Raw genomic sequence first — 20,054 nt, 5'->3', positions numbered from 1 at the left:
GGGCTGTCAAAACCATAAATCGGCCGACAGCGAACGACCTTACTTGAACTGCAATGCCGCCGCCATTCTCCCCAGTCTGCGATCCACCCGACAAGGGCCTTGTCGGTCAGGCACCGTGCGGACTGGCTTGTTACACAGGCCTCGAGCGGTTGGACATATTGGAAGCGCTACCGTTTCGCAAATCCGCGCAGGCTGGCGAGATAGCTCACAACCGACCGCTAAAGATCTCTTACCAGCACCGCTGCAGCTCATCCACGAGTGCTGCAGCCGGAGCCTATTGAAGGCTGGGGAAGTGCTGACGCGTCGGGGTGATAGCCCAGACAACCATTCAGGAGATGTTGGTGAACAGGGAGGGGGGAGAAGTTGGCCAAGGACTACCAGGACCTCAACGTCTATGACGCGGCCAAGAGGCGCATTCGACTCGTGTTCGAACACTTTGAGCGTGTCTGTGTGGCGCTATCTGGCGGCAAGGATAGCTCTATCACCCTCCACCTGGCCCTGGAAGTCGCCCGCGAACTGAAGCGCTTGCCCGTGCATGCCGTGTTCATTGATCTGGAAGGGCAGTATCAAGCGACGATCGACCATGTCACAGAGATGTTTGATCGAGACGACGTGCACCCATGGTGGATTTGCCTGCCCATCAATTTGCGCAATGCATCGAGCCTGCAGGAGCCCTTCTGGTGCTCTTGGGAACCCGGTCGTGAAGCTGACTGGATTCGCCCGCTGCCGAAGCATCCGGCGGTGATCAACGATCCCGACCGCTTCCCGTTCTTTCGCCATCGCATGGAGTTCGAGGAGTTCTTCCCGGCCTTCAATGCCTGGCTCTCGCAAGATAAGTCGACAGCGTTTCTGGTTGGAATCCGCTCGGACGAGTCATTGAACCGCTATCTTGCAGTCAAGAAGAGGGCCAAGCAGAAGAAAAGCGCGTGGACACCGCCAGACACATCCACTCCAATTCAATGGAGCTCTCGGGACGTGCTCCTGGATGATCGATGCGTCACGTTTTTCCCAATCTACGACTGGCGATTTGAAGATATCTGGAAGTACGTTGGCAGCGCCCGGCTGCCTTACAACCGAATCTACGATCTGATGTATCGCGCGGGGCTGCCCTTTTCCCAGATGCGCATCTGCCAGCCGTTTGGCGACGATCAGCGAAAAGGGCTGGACTTGTTCCAGAAGCTCGAGCCCCAGACTTGGGTCCGTGTCGTCCGGCGGGTAGCCGGTGCGAACTATGCCGCGCGCTACTGCCGGCAGCGGTTCCTGGGCTACAGAGGTGGACTCGGCCTGCCGCCATCATTCGACACCTGGCGCGCTTACGCCAAGTTCCTCCTAGAGAGCATGCCCTCACCTTTGCGGGGCATTTACCTTCGACGCATCCAACGGTTTATCAAGTGGTGGGGGGAACATGGCTACCCACTGGAGGTGTGGCCAGACGCCGGCACGCCCGCGCTTGAAAACCGCAAGGCGCAACCCTCCTGGCGCAGGGTAGCCATGGCACTGCTCAAGCAGGACATGGCCCGGTCGCTGTCTTTCAGCACGTCCCAGCGCGACATGAAGGCGCTTGGCATCTGCAACAAGGTGAAGGCATGAATGCTTCTACCCACTACGAGTTCACCGAGATCTGCTCTATGGAGGACGAAGCACGCTTCTTTTCGCTTCTCGGCCGCTTCTTTGCCAGCCCGCATGTGCGCCGTGAATGCGGCGGCTACCCTCTCAACGATAGTCCGTTTCATCGGTGGTTCGTCGCTGTCCATAAGGCCGATTCTCGCGTGGTCGGCTTTGCCAGCATCGAGCATCGGAGCGGCATCCTTATGTGGCGTGAAGCCTACGTACGCGCTGAAGCGCGTGGCCGCGGCGTGTTCAGAACGCTGCGTCAACAGGTGCTGACCTACGTGGATTGCCACCAGTTGACGTGTACGACACGGGTTCCCGACAATTCAGTTCCATTCCTCGAGCCTCACGGTTTTACTCTGCGTGCTACGCGAGGAAAGTGGGCAACGCTCGAAAGGAAGCAAAATGCCCGATAGCCTAGTACAGCGAGCGGCTCTGCTCTTTGAAGAACTCGATTCCCTCCCGCTGCACACGAAGATCGAGGCGATCAACAGAATCCGCCGCAGCCTCCATGGGCACAGCCCCTTTGCTGGCGAGCCGGTCGACTTCGTTGAATGGGTCGAAGGCGAGCAGGTCGAAGGCAACGACTACAACCCCAACTCCGTAGCGCCTCCGGAGTTGAAGCTGCTTGAGCACTCGATTGATGTCGATGGCTTCACTCAGCCTATCGTTTCGCATACCGAAGAGGGGCGCCGTGTGGTGGTGGATGGGTTTCACCGCCAGCGAGTGGGCAAGCGTTCCAAACCCCTCAAGGAGCGGCTTCACGGGTATCTGCCTGTCGTAACCGTCCGCAGCGAGCGAGCAGCGCGTGAGGACCGCATAGCCGCCACGATCAGGCATAACCGTGCCCGCGGCATTCACGGTGTCCAGCCGATGACAGAGGTCGTTGTCACGCTCTTGCGGGCGGGGTGGACTGAAGAAGTCGTCGCACAGCGACTTGGTATGGATGCCGAAGAAGTCCTGCGTTTCAAGCAGGTGGCCGGCCTGCCGGAACTGTTCAAGGATCACCCTTACTCCCGGTCCTGGGAGTGATTTGTACTAGCCATCGGACACGGCGAGAGCATGCGTGCGTTGAACGGCTGGTGTGTTCATATTCATCGTACAGCGCACCATCGACGTAGCCCCAGTCGGAGTTGAGTTCGGCCGCGGCAACCCCTAGGGTAGAAGCCTCCCCACCTTGACCGAGCAGGGGCTCGCCACTGCAACACGGTTTGGTGCGTGGCTAGTCAGGTAACCCCACGATGCCGCTGCGGATCTCAGACCGATCTGATGGATTTGAGGAACGATCCTGTCGAGCTCAGCGACCCTGCCAAATAGAATAGGTGATCACTACCCTTTGCCATATTTCCGGCCAATTGGCGCCAGGAGCCTTCCAAAAAGTGAAGCCCATGTTACGACTCATTATCCTTGCACTGGGGTTACTCGCAGCTCAAAGCAGCTACGCCCTCACGTGTCTTAAGAACGGCAACCAAGACATTGAGGCCGCACAAGTTCCTACCCTTGCGCTGGCATCTACGTTGCCAAAGAACACCATTATCTGGCGTTCGGAACCGCAGACCATCAACATCCAGTGTTGGCACCAAGGAGTAGCTGATGGTGAATACTTAACCCTGTACTTAGCGCCGAATGATCCTACCGGTACGCTGCTGGGGTCAGAGATCGAAGCGGGAATCCGCCTGAACGGCGTAGACTACCGATGGAGCGAGGCTAATAAGAAGATTGTTTTATACAATCTAATCCCACCATGTAAAAACCCGGCAGGATGTTATTCCACGGCCCTTCGGGTTCCTCTGAGTTTTAGCGTTTTCTTGTCCAAAAGGTCAGAGGCAGGCCCAGGCAAGGAGGGGCCAGTGACAGGTGTGCCGGGAGGGGCGTATATGGTGTTCCAAATGTCTGGACATATCACGCCGCCGCCCCCGCCTTATATTCCCGGCGTCAGTTTCGGATATGGCATTATTGGTATGAATGCAATGCGATTCGTCAGCTGCGCTTCGACCGTGGAGGTCTCGCCAAGGGTCATCGACTTTGGCCCGATCAGTTCTTTCGGGGCTCAAACCAACAAAGTTGTGAAAGAGGAGAGCTTCAGCATCACATCGACCAAGAACTGCGACAGTAGTTACGGGCTCACCGGTCGATTTCTCCCTATGAAGGCAAGCATTGGCGCGGACGGGACCACCTTGATTCCTTCCAACAATAATTCGTTGGGAATTCGATTGCTGAAGAAGGAAAATGCCTCAGCGATTCCGCTTGCCCGGGATTTCGAATTGGTCGCGAAAACCGCCAATAGAGTTTCCGTCAAGGACTACACGGCAGAGCTTCGCTGGCTGAGCAATACGGCCAAATTGGGAGATTTTGAAGCCGCTGTGCAATTGGAGGTGTATTACAAATGATCCTCCGGAATGCAATGTAGGAGCACCTTGCGCGGCCCCCTGCACACAAAGCCCGTCTACCGTCCAGCACTGGCCGGTAGATGGCGGCCGGGCCTCTGTGGACTCACAATTCAAGAGGTCAGTGCCCCACGTATAGCAAGGCTCTTGGCCACATGCGCGAGAGCTTTCCATGCCCCCCCGCCTGACCACTCCCGACCCTGAGGGCGGCCACTCCGTCCGTATCCAATCTGAGGCAAGGCGGCGCCCCTTCATCAGCCAGTCAGGTCATCTTGGCTCTCAAACGGTCCGGTAGGCTAGCTGCCTCTCTGCGGAATCGAACCTGCCAGGCTGGTGCCACCGTAGCCATCGAGTGATAGCGGCACTGTTGCCTGGCAGAACTCACGCGTTTCTATTCTGGATTGCTAAACAGCCTGCGCGACCACCGATGTCGATGTCTCCGCGCCTCTGCGAGCCTGCGGCGTAGTGTGCTGCAACGCGTAGCGCCCGGAAACCCGAAAATTGCGCCAGCTCGGGTTGCTGATATGCAGCATGGCTTCTAGGCAATCGGCGCTCAGTACGGGGGACAACAGGTTGCCATATTGCTGCACCTTGTCGAACTGGCGGATCCACCAGTAGTCGCTTGCAATGTCGGCCCCCCCCACCAGAACCTGTAGTCGACTGGTGCGGGCCAGTTCCAGCAGTTGGCAGAACCGAGATTGAAGCAGTGAGGAGTCGGAAACCCCATGCGGGATATTCAGGTGAAGCCCCACCGACCTCACAGCTGCTTGACCGCGCTCCCCAGACGCGTTGGTCAAAGGGAGTAGGGCAACTCGCAGGCGAGGACGGAACTCTTCGAATCGGGCAAATGCATAGGCCCTGTCACACAGTGACTCTGATAGGGGCACCGTGAAGGTGATGTGGCTTGCCGGGTAGTTCATCTGCGGGGCAAGCGCGGGCTCAAGCTCTGACGCGTCGATGTGCAGCCCCCCGTCAACAACGCGTAATCCAAGCTCCTTACACATGTCCTCTGCCGATAGCGGATCGAGACGGCCACCTGCAGGGGTGTAGGGCATTGAGAACGGGATGGAGTTGCCGTGGCGCAGAAAGAGCGCCATGGCACTTTTCAGGATTGATTTCGGAGAGCCAAAAGCATGATGGGCGACTGTGTGGTTTCCCGTGTTCTGGACAACGTACTCCACGACTTCACCATCTGAAGCAAAGGCTGGCTGTAACAGTAGCCCTCGCACCCTTTTGCAAGCAGGGGTCTTCGTTCTAATGTTCAATAACGCGCTAGTTGGATTTTTCATCGTGAGATAACACAAGGTGCATCCCAGACTTCCAATGCCGGTATCTCTCGTTGCCTTGTACGAATCCCGGCAAAGATTGTCGATTCTGAACAGGGAGCGCCGCGGTCTCTATCGGCTAGCCGGAGTGGTGGCGAGGTCACGGCCCCGATAAGTCTGCCGGAACAATTGGAGGAAGGTGGGATTTCGGTCTAAGGGCGGCGGCTTGTTAAAAAAGCACTCTGCCGATACCAAAATCTTCCTATATCAACTGCGTCGAGAATATGGGAACTATCTCTATTTCATTCTCTTTGATCCGATCCGATCAGTCAGAATGACATAACGGCGTACATATGTTTCTACGCCGCAACAGTGTTTCAAAACACGAAGTGGCACTCGAAAAAAAAGCTCAACCCCAGCCTGGGGTCGAGCCAAAACCCGCAGCCCGCCGGCACGGAGAACTGCGAGGATGATTGCGACTTTGGGTCCGGAATTCGTCGTGGCTGAAGTCGGCTATTGAACTAGATTGGGAGGATGCTCAGGCCGTATTTCGCATCTGGAACTGTTGCCAATATAGCCTGGCTATACGAAGTGCGGTCCGTATCGAGGCGGGAACTATTTTTTCTTCAGATTATTCGCAAATAAAGGCGGAATAATCCTAAGAATAAAGATTCGATCTGGACCAAATTGGTTTGGCTACACGTGCACATTAGCCTGTTCGGATTGTCGTCCATAGTAGGTTTTTCCTTGATATATAGGCTTTTCCAGGATCGTACGGCTTGGGAAGGTCATGCCTTGCAAGCGGGTTTGCGGCCAGGTGAATTCCTGCCAAGTTGAGCCGCTGTCTCCTATTGGAAACGCTGCGGCGGGCCGGCCATCTTGTTTGAGCGGTTGAATGCAGTAATGATCTGGCCGCGTTGCGTGCGAATGCACCGGATCTGGCGCGTGCATTGTTGTCATCATTTGCCAGGAAGTGCCTCATTTAAGGGGCCGCAAGAGGGAGAGTTGGTTATGGATAGTTTGAGATTAGTGACGATTGGAGCGCATGCGGAGCGGGCATTCGACCTGATTCAATCAGGCATTACGGAGTGCGGCACTGGAGAAGAACAACGATTGCTGCTGGAATCCATCCTTTGCCAGTGTGCAGCGTTCACTCGCCTGCTGAGCGGAGAGGAGGAGTTCCTGGCGTTGCTGGATCGGATCAGGAACGTCACCAACGACATCGCGTCCGAGCATTGGCCAAAGCAGCTTCACTAGCAAGTGAGGGCAGAAGGTGTGTCCCACCTTCTGCCCTCGTGTCAACGTCCCCTTGGGCTTAGCCGGGTAAGGCGAACACCGCTTCGATCTCGATGTTGACGTCCTCTGAGAACAACCCGGCCACCTTGACCAGGGAGCTGGCTGGATACGAGCCGTCATAGTGCCTGGACAAGACACTGCGCAGTGCCCCGACATCGTCCATGGAGGTTACGAAAATCGTCACCTTGATGAGCTCACGCATGCCAATGCCTTCGGCCTGCGTGACTCGTTGCATCTGCTCGAAGATCGCCTCTGCTTGCCTGGCGATATCCTTGCCCTGGGCCGGGGTGCCGAAGGCTGTCATGCCGGATAAGTACAAGGTGTTGTTGTGGCGCACTGCCACCGAGTACGGGCCTGCTGGCTCGGGCAAGGCGGGATAGTTCGTTCTGGTGATCATTGAGTTTTCTCCGCTGCTGGAGTTGGGGGAACCTGCCGCAAACACGGGCAATGAGCTGGCCGCGCTAGCTATCAAGCAGGCAACTACGAGTGCTTTCATGCGTTGAGATACTCCTTTGAGAAAATTGGGTTTCAGGCAGGTTGCCAGCCCCCACCGAGGGCTCGGTAAATGGCGACGATGCCGCGGTACAGATCCACTTCCGCTTCGGCTTGGGCATCCTCCGCGGCCAGCTGCTCACGCTCTGCATCCAGGAGGACGAGAAAATCCACAACACCTTCGCTGTACTGGATCGATGCCTGCTGTGCCGCACCGCGGCTGGCATCGCTGCGACGCGTCAGCGCCACCAGTCGCTCCTGGCGCCTGGCATAGTCGCTGAAAGCGTTGGCGGTCTCCTCCAGGGCCAACAGCACCTGCTGCTCGTACTGCGCCATGGCGACATCCGACCCGGCTTGCGCAGCGCGCAGGCGAGCCCGCACGCTGCCTAAGTCCAATGCACTCCAGGTGAGCGTTGGGGCGACGCTCCAGGCCTTGGCGGCCGCCGAGCCAAGTTGCGACCCGCGCCCGGCGGTGAATCCCAGAAAGCCACTCAGACTGACCCGTGGAAACAGGTCAGCTGTAGCAACGCCAACCTCGGCCGTACTGGCAGCCAAGCGCCGTTCGGCTGCGCGGATATCGGGCCGCCGGCGCAGCAGGTCCGCGGGATCGCCGATAGGCAGCGCTGTGGCGATTGCCGGCAAAACTTGGGGCGACAGGTCCTCGGTGAGCTCGTCTGGACGCATTCCCAGCAGCACGGCGATTCGATGCCTGGCGCGTGCCGCCTCGGCCTGAAGCCCAGGGATCTGCGACTGCGTGGCCTGGAGGCGGGCCTGCGCCCGCAGCACATCCAGGTCGGTGCCAATTCCGGCTTCCCGGCGCCGCTCGGTCAGATTGAGCGAGCCGCTTTGGTTGCCAAGGTTTGCCTGGGCAATGCGCTCTCTCGACTGCGCGCCGCGAAGCCCGCCGTATGCGTCGACCAGCTCTGCGATCAGACTCACCTGCAACTGTTGAAGATCAGCCTGGGCGGCTTCGCTTCGGGCCTCGCTGGACTCCAACTGATGCCGGATGCGGCCGAACAGGTCCAGTTCCCAATTTGTGTCCAGCCCCAGGTCGTAGCGTTCCTGGTTCACGCGCGCCTCGGTCAGGCCTGGCTGTTGCCCCTTGCCAAGATCGGCACTGGCACGGCTTGTGACGATCGGGAAGCGATCATTTGCGGCGTCGTCGCGTAAGGCGCGCGACACCCTCCACCGGGCAAAAGCTGCCTTGAGGTCTTGGTTCCCCTCCAGTGACCGTATGACAAGCCGGTCCAGCACTGGATCTTCGAACTGCCGCCACCAGAGCACCTCAAAACGCCCCTTGTCGTAGTTTTTCCCATCCTGGGAGGCCATCACGGCGGCTGAAGGCAACACCGGTTGTTTGTAGTGAGGTCCGACCGCGCAGCCTGCCAACATCACTGCGATAAGGGGGATACCTACATTTCGAATGTGGCAGCTCATACCTTCTCCTCCAGCAGGGGCTTGGCCACGGTGGCGCGACGTGTGACACGGTGCTCCACCATCTTGCGCAGCCACACGTAGAAGACCGGAGTCAGCAACAGTCCGAAGACGGTGACTCCGAGCATGCCCGAGAACACCGCTACCCCCATGGCACGGCGCATCTCGGCGCCGGCGCCGCTCGACAACACCAGAGGCACCACACCCATAATGAAAGCGATAGAGGTCATCAGGATCGGGCGCAGGCGCAGGCGGCAGGCCTCAAGCACCGCGCTGGCGCGGTCCAGGCCCTGTTCCTGTCTCTCCCGCGCAAACTCGACCAGCAGGACGGCGTTCTTGCATGCCAGCCCCACAAGCACGATCAAGCTGATCTGGGTGAAGATGTTGTTGTCCCCCCCGGTGAGCAGAACCCCTCCAATGGCCGACAACAAGGTCATCGGAACGATGAGCACAACTGCCAGTGGCAGACTCCAGCTTTCGTACTGCGCAGCCAGTACCAGGAAGGCCAGCAGCACGCACAAAGGGAAGATAAACAACGCTGTGTTGCCCGCGAGGATCTGCTGGTAGGTCAGCTCGGTCCATTCGTAGGCCAGGCCGTTAGGCAACTCCTCCTGCAGCAGCCGTTCGATGGCGGCCTGGGCCTGCCCGGAACTGAACCCGGGGGCAGGACTGCCATTGATCTCGGCAGTCAGGAAGCCGTTGTAGTGCATCACGCGGTCGGGGCCCGCTGACTCCTGAACGCGCACGAACGACGACAGCGGAACCAGCTCGCCGTTCCGATTGCGCACTTTCAACCTGCCGATCTGCTCCGGCGCCATGCGAAACGCCTGTTCGGCCTGGACGGTCACATGGTAGGTCCGCCCAAAACGGTTGAAGTCATTGGCATACATCGAGCCCAGGTACACCTGCAGGGTGTCGAAGATGTCATCGATCGCCACGCCCTGAACCTTCGCTTTGTCCCGATCGATCTGCGCATCGAGTTGCGGTACGTTCACCTGGTAGCCGGAGAACACGCCCGCCAGCTCCGGCAGTGCCCTTGCCTTGTCCACGACAGCTTGTACCTGACGAAACAGCGCTTCGTGTCCCAGGCTGCCTCGGTCCTCGATCTGCACTCTGAATCCGCCGATCGTGCCCAGGCTTTCCACCGGTGGTGGCGGCACCACCATCACAAAGGCCTCCTTGATCTGGCCGTACTTGGCGCCCAGGGCCTGAGCAATGGCCACATCGGACATCGATGCGTCCTTTCGCTCATCGAACGACTTGAGGGGAATGAACATCAGCCCTGCGCTGGCGCTGTTGACGAAGCCGTTGATCGACAGCCCGCTGAAGCTGACCGTATTGGCCACGCCCGGGTGCTCCAGGGCGAGTTCGGACATCCGCAGAATGACCGACTCGGTGCGGTCCAGACTGGCGCCCTCAGGCAGTTGGGCAAAAGCCACCAGGTACTGCTTATCCTGCTGCGGGATGAATCCCGTGGGGGTTCTTTCCAGGCCGAGATAGGCCAGCCCCACCAACCCGACATACAACACCAGAACGATCGAGCTGGCGCGCAGCAAACGGGTGGTCAGAGCAACATACCCGCCGCTGGCCTTCTGAAACAGGCGGTTGAAAGGGCGGAACAGCCATCCGCCGAACAACCGCTCGATCAACGTCGACAACCGGTCCTTGGGTGCACCATGCTCCTGGAGCAGCATCGCAGCCAGCGCCGGCGACAAGGTCAGCGAGTTGAACGCCGAGATCACCGTCGAGATGGCGATGGTGAGCGCAAACTGCCGATAGAACTGTCCCGTGAGGCCGGAGATGAAGGCGGTGGGAATGAAGACGGCGCACAGCACCAGCGCAGTAGCGACAACCGGGCCGGTGACTTCCTTCATGGCCTGGCGTGTCGCCTCGACGGGAGATTTGCCCAGGCCGATGTTGCGCTCGACGTTTTCCACCACCACGATGGCATCGTCCACCACGATTCCGATGGCCAGCACCAGGCCGAACAGCGAAAGCGCGTTAATGGAGAAGCCCAGCATCTGCATGACCGCGAATGTGCCAACCAGGGACACCGGTACTGCTGCAAGCGGGATGATCGACGCGCGCCAGGTCTGCAAGAAAAGGATGACGACGAGTACGACTAGCGCCACCGCCTCCAGCAAGGTGTACACCACAGCGGTAATCGAACTGCGAACGAAAATGGTCGGGTCATAGCCGATCGAGTGCTCGACACCCGGCGGGAAGTCGCGCGCCAGTTCGACCATTCGATGGCGAAGCCGGTCGGACAACTCGATTGCATTGGCGTCGGCGTTCTGGAAGATCTGCAACGCCGCAGAGGGATGTCCGTCCAGATGTGCGCGCAGCGCATATTGGCTTGAGCCCAGTTCAATGCGCGCGATATCGCGCAGTCGGACCACTTCGCCGTGCTTGCCGACATGCACGATAATGCGCTCGAAATCCTCCTCGTCGACCAGTCGCCCCTGGGCGTTGATCAGCAACTGGAACGCGCTGTCGCTCGCATTTGGCGGTGCGCCGAGTGAACCAACCGCGACCTCCCGGTTCTGCTCGCGAATGGCGCGAATCACGTCCGCCGCTACCAGGTTGTAGGACGCCACCTTGTCCGGATCCAGCCACACCCGCATGGCGTAGTCGCCCATACCCAGCAACCGAATGTCGCTGACCCCCTCGATCTTGTACAACTCGTCGATGACGTGAATCGCCATATAGTTGGCAAGATAGGTCGGATCGTACTGGCCACTCGGGGAATACAGGTGAACCACCTGGGCGAGGGCAGGCGAGGTCTTGTCCACCGTCACGCCAAGCCGCTGCACATCAGGTGGAAGCTGGGTGGTCGCCCGGGTCACCCGGCTCTGCACCTGCACCAGCGCTGCATTGAGATCGGTGCCGAGCGCGAAGGTCAGCGTCAGCGTCATCGAACCGTCCGCGGTCGACTGGGAGGCCATGTAGAGCATGTTCTCCACGCCGGTGATCGCTTGCTCCAGGGGCGAAGCGACGGTCTTGCCGAGCACGTCAGGGTTGGCGCCAGGAAACTGTGCCCGCACCACGATGGTGGGGGGAACAACTTCCGGGTACTCGCTGACAGGCAACTGAAACAACGAGACGGCGCCGGCGATCAGGATCAGCAGAGACAGGACAATGGCGAAGATCGGGCGCCGAACGAAGAATTGCGAGAAGTTCATGGCAAGGTTCCTCGTTCTCAGCTGTTCGGCGCAGCACGCGCCGACTCGCTGTCCTGGGCCGATTTGACGACAGGCAGAGGGTCGCTGGCGGTCTTCATCCGTGCCAGGCGCGCGAGCACCTCATCAGTCGCCATGGCCACCTGCTCAGGGACAACCGTGGCGCCAGGCCGGGTATGCTGAAGCCCATTGACCACGATCTGGTCCCCTTCCCTCAGACCATCGCGAATCACGCGCAAGCCCTCTACCTTGGGGCCGAGCTGGACCGCGCGATAGCTCACTACCGCGTCCTCGCCCAGCACCAGGACAAAACGGTTGCCCAGGTCGGTGCCGACAGCTTCGTCTCGAACCAGCGTAGCGGGGTAGGTGTCACTGGCTGGGAGCTGCAGCCGGACGAAGAGTCCAGGCGTGAGCTGGTACGTAGCGTTGTCGATGACGGCGCGCGCGCGCATGGTACCGGTGAGCGGACTGACCTGATTGTCGACGAAATCCAGATGTCCTTCGTACTGGGGCCTTTCATCTGAGCTCAATGCTAGTTGAACCGGAACGCGCGAGGAGTGTGCGGCATCGTCACCGCGCAGACGGCGAAGTTGCTTCACATAGGTGGCTTCATCGATATCAAAGTACGCATACAACTCTTTGGTCTCCACCAACGTCGTCAACAGCGTCGTCCCCTCGTTGACCAGGTTGCCGGCGGTGACCTCAGCGCGGCTGATGCGCCCATCAATGGGCGCGGTAATACGCGTGAAGCTCAGGTTCAGTCGTGCTGCCTTGAGCTGAGCACTGATCGCCGCAACGGCAGACGTGGCTTCCTGATGCGCCGTCTTGCGCGCATCGGCCAGCTCAACCGAGATGGCATTGCTCGCCCGCAGTCGTTCCCCCCGTCCGGCCTCGCTGGCTGCCCGCACCTGGATGGCACGGGCCTGTTGCAGCTGGGCCTCCAAGCGGTCGACCTCTGCCTGGAAGGGCCTGGGGTCGATCTGAAACAGGACGGTGCCTTTCTTCACAAGCGAACCATCCCGGAACAGGACCCGATCGATATGCCCGGATACCCGAGGACGAAGCTCCACTGACTCAGGGGCCTGGAGCCTGCCGGAGAACTCATCCCAGTCGCTGATGGGGTGAACGATCACCTGCGCGACGCTGACGGCGGGCGGTGGCTGTGCTGCTGTCGGGCCGGTATCAGTTGGGCCGCAGCCAACCAACATGCTGGTGGTAGCGATGGCCATAGCGAGTTGAATGCTGGCGGAAATCGAAATACGCATGTCTCACTCCATAAGAAGATGCAGGGTGTACGTCGCGGTTCTTGAAGCGGCTAGAGCGCTTGGGTACGTTTGCTGACATCTCCCAGCGGCAGTTCGGCGAGCCAGCTGTCATGCAGCCACTTCTCGGTCTTGCGCTTGCCTGGGAAGGTGATCCACACAATGTCTCGCTCGAACACCATCGGCTTGGCATCGCCGCCGACGATGACCCAGAACCAGCGGCCATCGGCCAGGTTGCGTGCTTTGATCTTCATGCCGGTGAGAGTGACGATCTCCTCACGCCCATTACGCATCACTTTTAGCGGTTCGTCGTGCGGCTCGATCCAGCTGATTCTCATCTGCTCCAACAGGTCCGGGGCATACTGCTGGAGAAAGTCCCGGGCGATCGCCTCGGAGCGCTCACGTGAGGGCAAAGTCTTGCCCACCAGATCCAACGACATGTTGGCGAAACCCTTCAAAATCCCTGCGTCGGATACCACTGTGCTGAAATGCTCACCGCCCAGGCCGGCGTTACGACCATCGGCTCGCTCATACCGGGAGAGCACTGCGAACTCGCCATCGACAGCCACGGCGCGTTGGAAGGTTTCTTGGTGAGAGGACGGAATAGCGACAACGTTGTTGACGGCCTGATTCATGGTTGAGATCTCCTGGGGCGATTCGATTTCGTTACTGGCGTTGGCTGCGCTCGCTACGAGCGCAACGGCGAGCGCCAGGCCTGCGGTGATACGGGGCGTGGTCATGGAAGACTCCTATGGAGTGATGGGTCACCGGGTTCGGTGGACACTGCAGTGGGCGTGGCCGGCTGCGACGGGGCCTCGCCTTGCACGAACAGCAGCGCAAGGAGCCCAATCAGAATCAGGGTCAAGTGCACGGACTGGATGGCGCCCTGCTTCAGCCAGTAGCCGAACCACAGTCCGCCACAGATGAAGCCAAACCAGAGCAGTAGAAAGCAGGTCAACGCGATGACGGCTCGGTTGCGCGCGAGGTTGAGCAGGGCCAAGCTCTTGCGCCTCCAGGCCCTGGCGTAGCTGAAGGCGGCGTACCAGAGCAGTAGCGAGACCAAGACCTGGATGCCTGCCACGGCGTACAAAACGGCCGCGGCCCATTGGGCTGGCCAGGCGCGCCAACGCAATGCCGATCCCAGGAGCTCTTCCTCTTCCAACAGCACCATGGAAAGGGTGTTGCCGATATGGAAGCGGTTCGTTTCGGGGTCGCACAGGTTGTTCAGCACGGCAATGCTCAACCAAAGTGCAAGGCCGGCCACCACCGCCAGGCGGCTAAAGGAGAACGCGTGAAAGGACATCATGGCGTTCCTCCTTGAGTGGAGGAGGCGGGCCATAGGATGGGCCAGCCCAGTTGCTCGGCGTGCCTGACCAAAGCCGGATCACGCGCAACGACGGTGGGGCTGCCGACGTTCATCAGCAGCGCGAGGTCTGACAGGTGATCCCCGTAGGCGTAACAATTGGCCGCCAACACCCCCAACTGATTCATCAAGCCCAACGCCGCTTCCCACTTGCCTGTTCCGATGGTCTGCGGGGGAATCAACTGGCCCGTGAAGCGTTCGTTGCGTGTTTCCAGCCGATTCGCCAGGACATGGGTGACGTCCAGCTCGGCTGCCAGCGGCGCCAGGAATTGAACTGCCGAGCCCGAAACGAAGGCCACGTCGGTGCCGTTGCGTTGATGCGCTCGAAGTGCTTCCAACGCAGGCTGGATGAAGAACCCGGGGCGCGCCCTTTCCTGCGCGTACCAGTCCTGGACTGCCTCGGCCAGCCGATCAGGCCGGTGATCGCGAAAGTCCTCATAGAACAGGGTGTTGATAGCAGAACGATCGCGGCCTTCAAGAACGTATTGATCGATGCGCTTGGCCGCGGCATTTTCGGCCTTGGCGCCAGACTCCTGGCCCCACAGCTGACGAAAATAGAAGCTCCTGAAACTAAACATGCTCTTGAGGTCGATGAGCGTTTCATCGACGTCAAAGAATGCGATTCTTCGTATTGTCATGTCGATTACTCGAGAGGGCCGCTTGCACGAGGGTGCAATGCGGCCGCGTGGATCAAAGGGGCGAGATTGGCTCAGTCATCACGTGCACATCTGCTCGAGGTGGCATGCGCAGACGCTGACGCAACGAGCTGACGTGTGACGAAATGGCCCGCTCGGCAAGCGTGGCCTCGCGCTTGCCGAGCCGTTCGGCATCCATCACGGAGAACGCCACGTCCACCTCGGTAACGAGTTTCCCGTCCTGCCAGACTTCCATCTGCGCCTGAACCTCGACGCGATCGGCACGCGGTTGTTTTCTATGGAGAAGGCGATAGCGGATCTGTGCCGGTAGCGGAAACGCGAAGGCGGTGTACCGGACGCTCATTTCGTTCAGGACGAAGTAGCGCTTCTGCGGCGCATAGTCGTCCAGATGGAAGCGCTCCGTGACCGCCAGAAACATCTGGCGGCATGCCTCAAGCAGGACCATGCCTTGCACGTGCTGCCCTGTGAGATGGTCGAGCATCAACTCGTTTTCGGCATGGAGTAGCAGGCTGGCGGTATAGACGCCCTCGTCGGTCCGGTCGGGAATCGAGATCAGCACGTTCTTGCGGTGGCGCTTGTGAGAGAGGTCCTCGCTCGCCAGTTCTGCCTCAGACCACATGTGCCAGTGTTCGAATTCACTTCCATAGCCACTGTCTACCGCCAGGCGATACGCATGCTGAATTTCCTTGCGGCCGAGTCCTTGGCCAGCAATGATCCTGCTGCCTTTCAGTTCAATTGCTCCCGGCGTCTTCAGCGCCTGCAAAAGCGTGCTGTAGGAGAGCACGTGTCCATGTCGAGCAAAATCCTCGAACTGATTTGCAACAACTACATAGATTCCCATTACTGGTGTTCCTTTCATTCCACTTCGTCCGGGCCATCGGCAGGTCGCACGGGCTGTTACCGGTTTACTTGGATACAGACCCGCTTCCCCACCCTTGTCCTGCCGTGGAAATTCAGGTCGCTTGATTAGCGTGCACGAAGGTGTGTATCCCCTCGCGCTGCGCTAAAGATCGCGGCGAGAGCGAGCCCCGCCGCGAGAACCAGAAACAGCGACTCCACCGCCCATGCGCGGCTGCTATTGGCGAGCCACGGGCCCAAACTCGCGCCGATGAAAAGCACGAAGGTGTAGAACGACACCGCCAATCCGCGGACTTCAGGCAAAGTGGTTGCCGCGATGCGTGCGATCAGTCCAGGAACGCTGATCGCCACGCCGGCGACGTAGATCACGCTTGCTGCCAGCAGCAGTGCAATGCGACCTTCGCCAGCGCCCGCGCATAGTGCGAGGCCAATCGCGGCGATGCTCAACCCCGCAGTCGCGACCCGATGAGCGCCCCAGCGGCCGATCAACTTGGGGGCCAGCAACGGAGCGAGAAATGCCGGCAAGGCCACGCCCCGGGCCTGCATGCCGCTGAGCCCCTGCGCTTCAAGAGCGGCGCCCAGGTGCATATCCATTCCGATGTAGAACGCGACGAAGGACATGAGCAGTAGCAGCGCAGGCAGGTACACGCGGCGCAGCGCCGGATTTCCCAACAACGTGAAGATCTGCCGATACCCTGCCCACAGCGAGGGTTGTGGGCGTCGAACTTCATTGCTCTCCGGGGCTGCCGACATCCGCAGCGCGGTCAAGGCATAGATGACCACCAACGGGACCAGGGCCCAACTAAAGCCCCAGCGAGCGGCAACGACGCTGCCGTAGATTTGCCCCAGAAGGCCCGCCGAGAGGAATGCCGTACTCATCCAGGCCACGCCCCAGACGCGTTGTTTGGGCGTCCCGCGTTCGGACAGATAGGCCAGAGCCACCGGTGGGAAGGACGCTGCTGCAAAGCCCTGCAATGCCCGGCCTGCAATGAACAATCCCGGCGTGGTCACCCATACCAGCCCCAGAGTGATGATTGCCAGCAACACCAGGCCGCCGACCATCACCGTTCTGCGTCCCAGGCGGTCTGACAGCGGGCCGAACACCATGAATCCGGTCGCATAGGCCATGCCGAAGGCGCCTAGGGCGAGACCGGCGTGCTCCTGCGGCAGCTGATAGGCAGTCGCCAGCATCGGCAGGATGGGGACCGGGATATAAAGAAGTGAAACAACCGCCAGTGCGCAGAAGACCATTTGCATCAGCAAAGTGATCGTGTGCTGCTGAGTCATGTCAGGGGTAGATTTGTGCATTGCTACATATCTCGTTAAACGAATGGGCCAGGTCATCAAGCGCGCCGCAGTCTCCGTGCCGGCGGACTCGATACGACGGAACCTCAGGTGTAATTATTTGTAGGTTGCTGTGTAGCGTGCTACATATGTATCAAAAAACCCGGCTTGTCAGCCGAGTTCGCCTTCAAGACGGATTCGGTGGAGCGCCGGGGCCACCTTCAACATCAGCTTCACCAGGACGTCCCGCTCGTCCTCACTGAAATGGCTCATGAATTTGGCCACCCAGGCATAGTGCTTCGGTAGCACGCGGCTCAGGGTGCTGTCTCCCTCGGGCGTGAGTCGAACAATCCAGTGCCTTCCGTCATGCGGATCTGGATGCTTGGTACACAGACCGGAGGCCTCCATCTGCTTCACCGCACGCGTCATGGTCTGCGAAGCCACGGCCACACCATCGGCCAATGCACCAATGGTGAGTCCGTCCGGATTGCGCTTGAGCAACAGCAGGACGAAGAACGGCGTTTGCGCGAGCCCCTCGCGTGCTAGATTGGTGTTGAAAGCGGACAGCATTTCATCGGTCCCCGATGCCCACACCAGCCAGGTGTAGAGCCCTTCGACGTCAGGGTTGTCGTAGAGCTTGCCGAAACGCGCGAGTGTCTCTCGAGAGGGGAGATCTTTGAGTTCGAACATTATTTATGTACCTATCTTCGTAGCATGCTACACATGTTCGATCCCACTTAGCTAAATGTCAAATTCGGCCCGGAAGCGCGCGCCCTCCATGATCAATCTCGTGCAGGCCCGACGCCAACCCGTGCCGCGCCCGTTGACGGCGTTCAGCGATTTCCTACTGGAACGCTGGCGTGATGCGGCTTGGGATGTCGCCTGACACTTGGGTGCGGTCAACCAGCGCCCCTACCGCACGCGCCGAGCTTTGCAATTTCACCCCATCGGATCGACCGGCCGGAACTCCATGTCGTACGGCGGCAGAATGTCCGAGAGTTCCAGAAGTAGATCCAGACTCGGTGCCTCTACAAGGAAAAAACCACCCAGTCCTTCGTAGGCGGCGGCATACGGTCCTTCAGAGATCACCCTCGCACCACCCGATCTACGCACGGTGGTGGCAGATTCGCCGTTCTCGAGAGCTTCCCCCGCCAGAATTTCGACGCCCCGGGCAGTGCACTCACTATGGAACTGTTCGAACCGTTTCATGAGTGCAGCCTGCTCAGACTCATTCAGCCCGTCCCATGCGGGAACATCGCCGTCTCCGGTCAACAACAACATGTACTTCATGCTTCCTCTCCTCCCTGATCACAGTGGATATGTATGGAGTACACATTCGATTTTCCATCCATAATCTCTACCTGGATATGAGATGGATCTGAAAAACTAGTAGAAAGCGTCCTGCGCACAGAGCGTCTGACAAGCAGATTTGAAAGATGGCGTGGTTCAACGCATTCTCCACAATGTCGTAACCCCAACCCTTTTCGTGCAGCAGGCTAGACGCCGTACGCCGCAAGTCGTGGAGGGTGAAGGCTGGAATCTCCTGCCCTTGCAATGCGACCTTGAGTGCATTGTCCAGAGCGTTGTGTGCGAACGGCTTGATCAGAGAGCCGCATACAGGCAAAACCCATTCGCTGTCGCCCGCCAGTACAAGCAACTCCTTGAAGAGCATTGCGGCCTGCTTCGACAGATAGACGATGTGCGGCCTACCTGCTTTCGAGGGGAAAGACCTTTCCCGAAGAGGCAGCCCCCTCACCGGTAGAACCGCGGAGGGGCCGGGCCCAACACCGACTCAGCCGCTGGGTTCCTTTTGAGGCAGGCCTATTCCTTACACTAGGTGTCAGAGGCTGAACCGTGCGACCAGTGCGTTGAGATCTACAGCCAGTCGTGAAAGCTCGTTGCTAGCCGCACTGGTTTGGTTGGCGCCGGTTGCCGACTGCACGGACAAATCTCGGATGTTTACCAGGTTACGGTCAACTTCGCGCGCCACCTGAGCCTGTTCTTCAGCCGCACTGGCTATCACCAGATTGCGCTCGTTGATTTCACTGATGGCGCTGTTAATGGTGTCCAGGGACGAGCCGGCGCCGCGCGCCATGTGCAGCGTCGATTCTGCATGTTCGGTGCTGTTGCGCATGGACTCCACAGCATGCTCGGTGCCGCTCTGGATGCTGCCGACCATGCGTTCGATTTCGCCAGTTGACTCTTGAGTACGGTAAGCCAGGGCACGAACTTCCTCCGCGACGACAGCGAAACCACGACCGGCGTCACCGGCCCGGGCTGCCTCAATGGCTGCGTTCAGGGCCAGCAGGTTGGTTTGATCGGCTAGGCCGCGGATCACGTCGAGTACCTTGCCGATATCCCGCGACTCATTGGCCAACTCACCGATCAGACCAGCAGCGCCTTGCACGTCACCGGTCAATCGCTCAATGGCTGAGACCGTTTCCTGGACCATGTCCCGGCCATCCCCTGCGGATCGGGTCGCGCTCTGGGAGGCTTGCGAAGTGCTTACGGCATTTCGCGCTACCTCTTCCACCGCACTGGTCATTTCATTTACTGCGGTCGCCGCCTGTTCGATTTCGTAGTTTTGTTGGGTCAGGCCGCGAGCGCTTTCGTCAGTAACGCTATTGAGCTCCTCTGCCGCAGACGCTAGTTGTTGGGCGGAGCCGGTAATACGCTGCAAAGTGTCGCGCAGCTTTTCCTGCATGGTGACCATCGCCCTCAATAGGCGTCCAGCCTCGTCGCTTCCATCCACGATGATCGGCTGAGTCAAATCGCCTTCGGCGATCCCTTCAGCCGCTTGCAACGCGTACCCAATCGGCCGGGTGATACTGCGGGTCAGCAGCCACGCAAATAGCACTGTCAACGTAGTGGACAGCGCCAGCAGTGCTACCACCAGGTTGATCGCCGTACCATACTGCTTGGCGGCGTCATTGTCGGCAGTTGTTGAGTACTGCGTATTGATCTTCA

18 protein-coding genes and 1 pseudogene are annotated in these 20,054 nt (G+C 59.4%); 5 read left to right on the top strand and 14 right to left on the bottom strand.

What is annotated here, in order from left to right; translation table 11 throughout:
- Positions 1 to 363: 363 nt before the first annotated feature.
- From PVZ80_RS19070 to PVZ80_RS19055, 4 genes are all read left to right on the top strand, one after another.
- Positions 364 to 1,590, top strand: a complete 1,227-nt coding sequence (locus tag PVZ80_RS19070; RefSeq protein WP_273864385.1) for a DUF3440 domain-containing protein — start codon at positions 364 to 366, stop codon at positions 1,588 to 1,590.
- Complete coding sequence (locus tag PVZ80_RS19065; protein WP_273829707.1) at positions 1,587 to 2,027, top strand: GNAT family N-acetyltransferase; 441 nt, start codon at positions 1,587 to 1,589, stop codon at positions 2,025 to 2,027. The genes PVZ80_RS19070 and PVZ80_RS19065 overlap by 4 nt, the downstream gene beginning before the upstream one ends.
- Positions 2,017 to 2,643: an IbrB-like domain-containing protein gene (locus PVZ80_RS19060; RefSeq protein WP_273829708.1), complete on the top strand. Its 627-nt coding sequence runs from the start codon at positions 2,017 to 2,019 to the stop codon at positions 2,641 to 2,643. The genes PVZ80_RS19065 and PVZ80_RS19060 overlap by 11 nt, the downstream gene beginning before the upstream one ends.
- 356 nt (positions 2,644 to 2,999) lie before the next feature.
- A complete protein-coding gene (locus PVZ80_RS19055; RefSeq protein ID WP_273829709.1) occupies positions 3,000 to 4,001 on the top strand; it encodes a fimbrial protein in 1,002 nt (333 codons plus the stop codon).
- A gap of 401 nt (positions 4,002 to 4,402) precedes the next feature.
- Here the strand turns inward: PVZ80_RS19055 and PVZ80_RS19050 are convergent, their stop codons facing one another.
- On the bottom strand, positions 4,403 to 5,179 hold the full coding sequence (locus tag PVZ80_RS19050) for a hypothetical protein (RefSeq protein WP_273864384.1): 777 nt from the start codon (positions 5,177 to 5,179) through the stop codon (positions 4,403 to 4,405).
- Positions 5,180 to 6,274: 1,095 nt separating this feature from the next.
- Here PVZ80_RS19050 and PVZ80_RS19045 point away from each other — a divergent pair.
- On the top strand, positions 6,275 to 6,520 hold the full coding sequence (locus PVZ80_RS19045) for a hypothetical protein (protein ID WP_273829711.1): 246 nt from the start codon (positions 6,275 to 6,277) through the stop codon (positions 6,518 to 6,520).
- A 58-nt stretch (positions 6,521 to 6,578) separates the two neighbouring features.
- Here the strand turns inward: PVZ80_RS19045 and PVZ80_RS19040 are convergent, their stop codons facing one another.
- The 13 genes and pseudogenes from PVZ80_RS19040 to PVZ80_RS18980 all read right to left on the bottom strand — a co-directional run.
- Positions 6,579 to 7,055: a RidA family protein gene (locus tag PVZ80_RS19040; RefSeq protein WP_273864383.1), complete on the bottom strand. Its 477-nt coding sequence runs from the start codon at positions 7,053 to 7,055 to the stop codon at positions 6,579 to 6,581.
- Positions 7,056 to 7,087: 32 nt separating this feature from the next.
- Positions 7,088 to 8,488 (bottom strand): efflux transporter outer membrane subunit, encoded by a 1,401-nt coding sequence (locus PVZ80_RS19035; protein ID WP_273864382.1) that lies wholly within the window; start codon positions 8,486 to 8,488, stop codon positions 7,088 to 7,090.
- A complete protein-coding gene (locus tag PVZ80_RS19030) occupies positions 8,485 to 11,667 on the bottom strand; it encodes an efflux RND transporter permease subunit (RefSeq protein WP_273864381.1) in 3,183 nt (1,060 codons plus the stop codon). The genes PVZ80_RS19035 and PVZ80_RS19030 overlap by 4 nt, the downstream gene beginning before the upstream one ends.
- A gap of 17 nt (positions 11,668 to 11,684) precedes the next feature.
- Positions 11,685 to 12,929, bottom strand: coding sequence for an efflux RND transporter periplasmic adaptor subunit (locus tag PVZ80_RS19025; RefSeq protein ID WP_435307281.1), 1,245 nt, complete (start codon positions 12,927 to 12,929; stop codon positions 11,685 to 11,687).
- Positions 12,930 to 12,979: 50 nt separating this feature from the next.
- Positions 12,980 to 13,666 (bottom strand): hypothetical protein, encoded by a 687-nt coding sequence (locus PVZ80_RS19020; protein ID WP_273864380.1) that lies wholly within the window; start codon positions 13,664 to 13,666, stop codon positions 12,980 to 12,982.
- On the bottom strand, positions 13,663 to 14,232 hold the full coding sequence (locus PVZ80_RS19015; protein WP_273864379.1) for a DUF2165 family protein: 570 nt from the start codon (positions 14,230 to 14,232) through the stop codon (positions 13,663 to 13,665). The genes PVZ80_RS19020 and PVZ80_RS19015 overlap by 4 nt, the downstream gene beginning before the upstream one ends.
- Positions 14,229 to 14,927, bottom strand: coding sequence for an HAD family hydrolase (locus PVZ80_RS19010; protein WP_273864378.1), 699 nt, complete (start codon positions 14,925 to 14,927; stop codon positions 14,229 to 14,231). The genes PVZ80_RS19015 and PVZ80_RS19010 overlap by 4 nt, the downstream gene beginning before the upstream one ends.
- A 52-nt stretch (positions 14,928 to 14,979) precedes the next feature.
- The gene (locus PVZ80_RS19005; RefSeq protein WP_273864377.1) at positions 14,980 to 15,786 is read right to left on the bottom strand and encodes an AfsA-related hotdog domain-containing protein; all 807 of its coding nucleotides are present in this window, start codon (positions 15,784 to 15,786) and stop codon (positions 14,980 to 14,982) included.
- A gap of 125 nt (positions 15,787 to 15,911) precedes the next feature.
- The gene (locus tag PVZ80_RS19000; protein ID WP_273829719.1) at positions 15,912 to 17,111 is read right to left on the bottom strand and encodes an MFS transporter; all 1,200 of its coding nucleotides are present in this window, start codon (positions 17,109 to 17,111) and stop codon (positions 15,912 to 15,914) included.
- Positions 17,112 to 17,258: 147 nt separating this feature from the next.
- Positions 17,259 to 17,777, bottom strand: a complete 519-nt coding sequence (locus PVZ80_RS18995; protein ID WP_273864376.1) for a MarR family winged helix-turn-helix transcriptional regulator — start codon at positions 17,775 to 17,777, stop codon at positions 17,259 to 17,261.
- A 249-nt stretch (positions 17,778 to 18,026) separates the two neighbouring features.
- Positions 18,027 to 18,377 (bottom strand): YciI family protein, encoded by a 351-nt coding sequence (locus tag PVZ80_RS18990; RefSeq protein ID WP_273864375.1) that lies wholly within the window; start codon positions 18,375 to 18,377, stop codon positions 18,027 to 18,029.
- 67 nt (positions 18,378 to 18,444) lie between these two features.
- Entirely contained in the window at positions 18,445 to 18,843 is a 399-nt protein-coding gene (locus PVZ80_RS18985) for a tyrosine-type recombinase/integrase (RefSeq protein WP_273864374.1), read from the bottom strand.
- A gap of 84 nt (positions 18,844 to 18,927) precedes the next feature.
- A pseudogene (locus PVZ80_RS18980) lies at positions 18,928 to 20,013 on the bottom strand (methyl-accepting chemotaxis protein); the annotation flags it as partial.
- Between the last annotated feature and the right edge of the window lie 41 nt (positions 20,014 to 20,054).

This window comes from Pseudomonas sp. B3G-3, assembly GCF_028640915.1.
GTDB classification, from domain to species: domain Bacteria; phylum Pseudomonadota; class Gammaproteobacteria; order Pseudomonadales; family Pseudomonadaceae; genus Aquipseudomonas; species Aquipseudomonas chlororaphis_I.
Note: the sequence above shows the minus strand (reverse complement) of the source record. Positions and strands in the feature narration are given on the sequence as shown.

Excerpts from the sequence above, each read along its gene's own strand:
- PVZ80_RS19060 (WP_273829708.1), top strand. The coding sequence starts at position 2,017 with ATGCCCGATAGCCTAGTACAGCGAGCGGCTCTGCTCTTTGAAGAACTC.
- PVZ80_RS19025 (WP_435307281.1), bottom strand. The coding sequence starts at position 12,929 with ATGCGTATTTCGATTTCCGCCAGCATTCAACTCGCTATGGCCATCGCT.
- PVZ80_RS19045 (WP_273829711.1), top strand. The coding sequence starts at position 6,275 with ATGGATAGTTTGAGATTAGTGACGATTGGAGCGCATGCGGAGCGGGCA.
- PVZ80_RS19010 (WP_273864378.1), bottom strand. The coding sequence starts at position 14,927 with ATGACAATACGAAGAATCGCATTCTTTGACGTCGATGAAACGCTCATC.
- PVZ80_RS19055 (WP_273829709.1), top strand. The coding sequence starts at position 3,000 with ATGTTACGACTCATTATCCTTGCACTGGGGTTACTCGCAGCTCAAAGC.
- PVZ80_RS19035 (WP_273864382.1), bottom strand. The coding sequence starts at position 8,488 with ATGAGCTGCCACATTCGAAATGTAGGTATCCCCCTTATCGCAGTGATG.
- PVZ80_RS19000 (WP_273829719.1), bottom strand. The coding sequence starts at position 17,111 with ATGCACAAATCTACCCCTGACATGACTCAGCAGCACACGATCACTTTG.
- PVZ80_RS19030 (WP_273864381.1), bottom strand. The coding sequence starts at position 11,667 with ATGAACTTCTCGCAATTCTTCGTTCGGCGCCCGATCTTCGCCATTGTC.
- PVZ80_RS18995 (WP_273864376.1), bottom strand. The coding sequence starts at position 17,777 with ATGTTCGAACTCAAAGATCTCCCCTCTCGAGAGACACTCGCGCGTTTC.
- PVZ80_RS19015 (WP_273864379.1), bottom strand. The coding sequence starts at position 14,232 with ATGATGTCCTTTCACGCGTTCTCCTTTAGCCGCCTGGCGGTGGTGGCC.
- PVZ80_RS19040 (WP_273864383.1), bottom strand. The coding sequence starts at position 7,055 with ATGAAAGCACTCGTAGTTGCCTGCTTGATAGCTAGCGCGGCCAGCTCA.
- PVZ80_RS18990 (WP_273864375.1), bottom strand. The coding sequence starts at position 18,377 with ATGAAGTACATGTTGTTGTTGACCGGAGACGGCGATGTTCCCGCATGG.
- PVZ80_RS19065 (WP_273829707.1), top strand. The coding sequence starts at position 1,587 with ATGAATGCTTCTACCCACTACGAGTTCACCGAGATCTGCTCTATGGAG.
- PVZ80_RS19005 (WP_273864377.1), bottom strand. The coding sequence starts at position 15,786 with ATGGGAATCTATGTAGTTGTTGCAAATCAGTTCGAGGATTTTGCTCGA.
- PVZ80_RS19020 (WP_273864380.1), bottom strand. The coding sequence starts at position 13,666 with ATGACCACGCCCCGTATCACCGCAGGCCTGGCGCTCGCCGTTGCGCTC.